The sequence below is a fragment of the Corynebacterium sp. genome (assembly GCF_012837295.1).
In the GTDB taxonomy this organism is placed as follows: domain Bacteria; phylum Actinomycetota; class Actinomycetes; order Mycobacteriales; family Mycobacteriaceae; genus Corynebacterium.
In genome coordinates, this window is sequence record NZ_DURI01000179.1 from 1 (window position 1) to 5,402 (window position 5,402).

The following is a 5,402-nucleotide window of genomic DNA, read 5'->3' on the forward strand; positions in this document are numbered from 1 at the left end:
CGACCGGCGGCATCGGCGACACCGCCATCGGGCCGGCGCCCGCCGCGATGGCACCGGGGGCGATCCACGTGGTGACGCCGGCGACGACATCATCGGCCCGGCGCGTCGGCCCCATCAGGGCGCCGCGGCTGACCACGGTCTTCGGGTCGTCGAGGGTGGCCACCTGGCACAGCTCGCCCAGGCGGTCCTGGACGTAGGGGACGCGGGCGGATCCGCCGGTGAGGTACAGCGGCGTCGACGGGTCGGGGCGCAGGCCGGCGTCGAGCATCGTTGCGCGGGTGACGTCCAGGGCGCGGTCGATGTCGGGCTTGATCAGCTCCTCGAACTCGCCGCGTGTGAGCATCAGCGTGGTCTCGCGGCCCTTCGCCGCCACGGTGATGGTGGCCCGGGGAGCCTCCGACAGGACCTCCTTGGCCGTCCTGATCGACCGGTCCAGGGACAACGACGGCCCCGTCGCACCGGACTGCAGCGCGCGCAGCAGCTCGGTGTCGTTCTCCTCCAGCTCCGACTCCACCCACGAACGGATGCGGGCGTCGAGGGTGCGGCCGCCCAGCGAATTGTCGCCGCGCGCCGCCACGACCTGCAGCGACCCATCGGCGGCCGGGGTCAGCACCGCGACGTCGAGGGTGCCGCCGCCGAGGTCGAACACCGCGACCTTTTGGCCCGGCGACAGCGGCCGCTTGAACGAGTACCAGTACGTCGCGGCACGCGGCTCGGAGACCAGCGACAGGCGGCGACGCTCGATGCCGGCGTGCTCCGCGCCCTCGATCAGGCGCACCAGCTCCGCCTGGCCCCAACCCTCCGGGTGCGTCAGCACGACGTCGTCGGGCATGGTCCCGCCCGCGAAACGCCGCGCCCGCTCGAGCACCGACCCGATCACCGCGGCGACGACCTCGACCACCGGCATGCGCGAGCCCGCCAACAGCACGGTTTCCGAACCGATGGCCCGCTTCGGCTCCGGCAGGAACGCGTCGGGGCGGGATTCCGCCTGGTTCATGGCCACGTGGCCGACCAGCAGCCCCTGGCCGTCGGCGAACACGGCCGACGGCAGCAGATTGCCGTGGTGCGACAGCGCCAGCGCCTCCGCCGCCGGGCCACCGTGCCCGGCGCCGGCCGCGCGGTGGGCGGCGGCAGTGTTCGACGTGCCGAAATCGATGGCCAATCGCCAACCGGACATGGTCATGTTCCTTTCGGGGGCCTCATCAACCCGGTCAGCTTAACAGCGCCGACACCATCGCGATGAGGCGAACTCGCGAGTCTTCTTCCGCCGCGGATCGTCCCAGAAGCGCCATCCTCTGCAACTCGTCGTACATCTCCCGCGCCCGACGGGACACCTGCGCCGGATCCGCGGCGGCCGGAAGCCCCAGCCGCTCGGCGTCGTTTCCGCCGGACAAGGCGTCGTAAAGCATGGGCATCAGAGGGGAACTCGGCGACGTCGCCGCCAACCCGCGGTAGGCGGTGAAGAGCATCACCGGCACCATCGCCGGCTGATTCGCCAGCACCCCGTGGATGTGGCGCACGTGCGCGGAAAGCTGGTGCGAATAACCGAGCTGCTCCAGCTGCTGCAGCAATCGCGCCGCCCGGCCCAACGCCGCGTAGCGCAGCAACCCGCCCTCCAGGACGCGGCGCAGGCGGGCGATGCCGGAGCGCTCCTCCAGCCACTCGTTGAGCGCCACCGCGCCCTGCCCCGCGATACCCGCGCCGCGCACCACCCCGTACTCGCCCAGCAGATCCAGCGCCCGGTCGCGCAACTGCGCGTCGATGAGGGCCGGGGACGCGGATTCGAGCTCCTCGACCAGATCCTCCGGGGCCAGCCGCCCCAGTTCCGCGACGGCGCGCGCCACCGGCTCGGTCACCCGCCCCGTCGCCGCCGACTCCGCCATCAGGCCGGACACCGGCACGACGGCGCCCATCAGCGAACCGAGACGCCCGCGCAGCACCCCGCAGTAGCGTTCGGCATGGTCGAGTGGATCGCGCCGGCCGAAGGCCCCCTCGCCGAAGGAGTCCGCGCGCGCCAGCACGCCGACGGTGTTCAGCGGCGTGAAACCGAGCTTGCCGACGAACTCGCGCTCGTCGATCCGCGGCGACGAATCGAACAGGAACACCGCGGCATCGGCGTCCACCGACGCCTCGCGCGTCTGGGCGTAGCCGTCGATGAGGGCGCGCTCGGTGGCGTCGCGGTTCTCCACCGTCAGCGTGGCGATGCCGGGGGTGTCGATGATGGTCATCCGCTCCACCGCCGCCGACGGCAGGAACCGGTCGACGTAGGCGACCTCCGGCACGGGGCGGCCGACGTCGACCAGCACGCCGTCGTCGAGCACTCCCCTGCTGCGGCGGCCGTCGTTGCCCACGACCTCCGCCCGCGAGGGGGCGCCATGGCGGAAGACGGTGACGGCGTTGGTGGTCTCCAGGGCGCCCGTCGCCGCGACGTTCTCGCCGATCAGGGCGTTGACCAGCGTCGACTTGCCCGCCTTGAGCCTGCCGACGACCAGCACCCGCGGCGGCGAGAACAGGATCCCGCCCAGCCGGTTGGCGTGGTCCGGCAGATCGCCGCCGCCGGAGGCCAGCGCGTGCAGCGCCCGGTCGATTTCCCGCGTGACGGGGTCCATGGTCTCGGCGTTCACGTTCGCGCGGTCCTCCATCAGCGCCCCACTCCCCTCAACGTGCCCGCGGACGTGGCCAGGTCCCCGCGGATCTTCGCCACGATCTCCTTGTTCCGGTTCAGCCGCGCCAGCGTTTGGCGGCGCTCCTCCTCGGAGGCCCGGGCGGCGGCGCGGGCGTCTTCGATGCGCCGTTTGAGTTCGTCGCCGTCGCGCCGCAGCCGGGCTCGGTAGCGCAGCACGATTTCGGTGCGCACCGTGGTCACCAGCGTGTCCACGTTGCGGTTGACGCTCATGCGCAGCGCCGCCACCGTTTCGCGGGTCCACGTGACCAGATGCTGCTTGCCGTTGCGCATGGCCCGGTAGGCCATGTTGACGCCCAGCCAGCCGCCGCCGATGACCGCCGCGGGCAGCGCAATGGTGGCCAGGCCCATCGCCGCCAGCGCGCCGCCGCCGGCCGAGGCGATGGCGGGCCCGGAGATGATGCCCAACGTCACCATGCCCGGGTCGATGAGGTTCTCGGTCTTCGACGCGACGGAGTGCCGCCCGTCGCCGGAACCGCCGGGGGCGATGCTCATCAGCGCGGCTCCGGCCATGGCCTCCCATTCGTGGTCGTCGCCGAACAGGGCGTTGGCCTCGCGGCGCAGCACCTCCAGCTGGCGATTGACGGCCGTTTCCGCCGCCGCCGACAGTTCGTCCTCGATCCGCGAAGTGAACACCTGCGGCTTCGAACGCAGAACCTTCATGCCCGAGGAATTGATGGTCCGGATCCACTGCTCGCGGATGCGGTCCGTTTCGGCGTCGAAGCCCGCCATGATCGATTGCCGTGCGACGGTGATGTTGCGCGCCAGGATCTGCTCCCATTCCTGGCCATGGTCGCGCAGCCGGCGCAGTTCGTCGCGGCGCGCCTCCAGCTCGGGGACGACTTCTTCGGCGCGGTCGACGGCGGCGAGATCGGCGGCGATGGTGGCGGCGACGCCCTCCAGCGCGGTTTCGGCCATCGACAGCGCCGCGACCTTGGACAACAGGGCGCCGCGGGCCATTTCGGCGGCGATGCGCCCGCGCAGCTCCGCGATGCCGGAGGTCCGCTCGACGCGGGCGCGGCGTTCCGGGTTCTCCATCTCGGCGGCATCGACGGCCCGCAGGCTGGAGACGCCGATGACGGGCACGTCGCGGCCCAGGTGCTCGCGGATCAGCCGGCGGTCGTCGTCGACGATCGCGCGCCACCGGCGCAGGTTCTTGTCGGTCTTGGTCACGGCGACGATGACGGATCCCGCCGCCTGCGCCGCCCGGCCCAGGATCTCCATTTCGGGCGCGGTGATCGGCGTCGTCGCGTCGCACACCATGAGCAGCACGCCGGCACCGCGGGCGCGTTCCAGCGCGACGTCGATGGCCGCCCGGTCCAGGCCGCCGGCGCCCGGGGTGTCGATGAACAGCGCCTTGGGCACGTGCGCGCCCGACACCCGCACGGTGACTCCGGTGGGCAGCTCCGGGGTATCGGGATCGGCCACCCGAGCGCCGTTCATGGTCGCCCATTCACGCAGCTCCGACAGCGGCGCCCGTTCGATGCGGTCACCGAAGTTCAGGTCGATGACGTCGGTGTTCTCCTCCGACCGCAGCACCTGCACCGGGGCGGAGGTGCACACGTCGACGTCGACGGGCAGCAGGTCCCGGGCGCCCGCGATGGCGTTGATCACCGAGCTCTTCCCCCGCTTGACCTCGCCGACGACCACGACGGTGCCCCGCAGCGCCGTATCCCCCCAGGTGCGCCGGATCGCCGCCGCCACGTCCTTGTGTCCGTAGCGGTCGAGGATCTTCAGGGCCGACGACAGCGTTTTCGCCGCGGTCTCGACTTCACGGCGCAGGGTGGCGCGCGCGTCGGCGGGGGTCGTCGTCATGCGGATTTCCTTCGTGGCGGTCGCCGTTTCGGTGGGTCCCCGCAATCATAAGGGTCACCCCGGAAAAACAGTTCGTGGATAAATTCGCTTGGACGGGAACATTCGGCGCCACCCGGCGCATCACATCGTCGACCAACGCGGAAAGCCAACCGCGCGACACACGCCCCGAGAGGAACGACATCATGTCCGGAAACGACGACCGCACCGCCGACAAGAACCAGAACGCGCCCCAGGAGACGGATCAGAACATGGACGAGAACACCATGGACCAGAACACGGGCAAGACGGCCCCCGCCCCCGAAGGTTCCCCGGCCCCCGCCCCCGAGTCCGGCCTGGGCATCAGCCTCGACGAGGTGCTGGAGGAGTCCGCCGCCGACGTCATGTCCGCCTCCGACCTCGACGGCGACGGCGAGGTCGATCAGATCGTGCTGGACCTGGACAAGGACGGTTACATCGACACCATCGTCACGGACATCGACGGCGACGGCGAGGTGGATTCCATCCAGTTCGACACCACCGACGACGCCATCCTGGACACCACGCTGTCCAGCAAGGAAGAGGTCGACGCCTTCATGGACCGGCACGGCTCCGGCGCCCCCGATGCCGCCGCTCCCCCGGCCGCGGCTCCGGCCCCGGCTCCGGCTCCGGCTCCCGAGCAGGCCTCCGATGCGGGCCAGGTGTCCAACACCGACGCCGGCGAATACGACGTCTACGGCCAGGTGACCGGCCCGGACGGCACCATCGACCTGGATGCCGCGGAGGTCGTCGCCGCGACCGACACCACCGGCGACGGCGTGGTCGACACCCTGTCGCTCGACCTCGACGGCGACGGCATCGTCGACGCCGAGATGCGCGAGCCGGTCGGCGACGGCTTCTCCGAGCTCCACGTGGACACCTCCGGCGA

The 5,402-nt window shown here is 71.5% G+C and carries 3 protein-coding genes and 1 pseudogene; 1 reads left to right on the forward strand and 3 read right to left on the reverse strand.

Annotated elements, in window-relative coordinates; genetic code table 11:
• The 3 genes from GX015_RS06125 to GX015_RS06135 all read right to left on the reverse strand — a co-directional run.
• On the reverse strand, nt 1-1,183 hold a 1,183-nt coding region (locus GX015_RS06125; RefSeq protein ID WP_291343610.1), incomplete at its 3' end, for an Hsp70 family protein.
• A gap of 28 nt (nt 1,184-1,211) precedes the next feature.
• Nucleotides 1,212-2,624, reverse strand: coding sequence for a dynamin family protein (locus tag GX015_RS06130; RefSeq protein ID WP_291343611.1), 1,413 nt, complete (start codon nt 2,622-2,624; stop codon nt 1,212-1,214).
• A 17-nt stretch (nt 2,625-2,641) separates the two neighbouring features.
• The gene (locus GX015_RS06135) at nt 2,642-4,498 is read right to left on the reverse strand and encodes a dynamin family protein (RefSeq protein WP_291343612.1); all 1,857 of its coding nucleotides are present in this window, start codon (nt 4,496-4,498) and stop codon (nt 2,642-2,644) included.
• Between the two features lie 182 nt (nt 4,499-4,680).
• Between GX015_RS06135 and GX015_RS06140 the strand changes: the two are divergent.
• Nucleotides 4,681-5,402: pseudogene (locus GX015_RS06140) on the forward strand (hypothetical protein); the annotation flags it as partial.

Coding starts and splice junctions, on each gene's coding strand:
- GX015_RS06135 (WP_291343612.1), bottom strand. CDS start 4,498: ATGACGACGACCCCCGCCGACGCGCGCGCCACCCTGCGCCGTGAAGTC.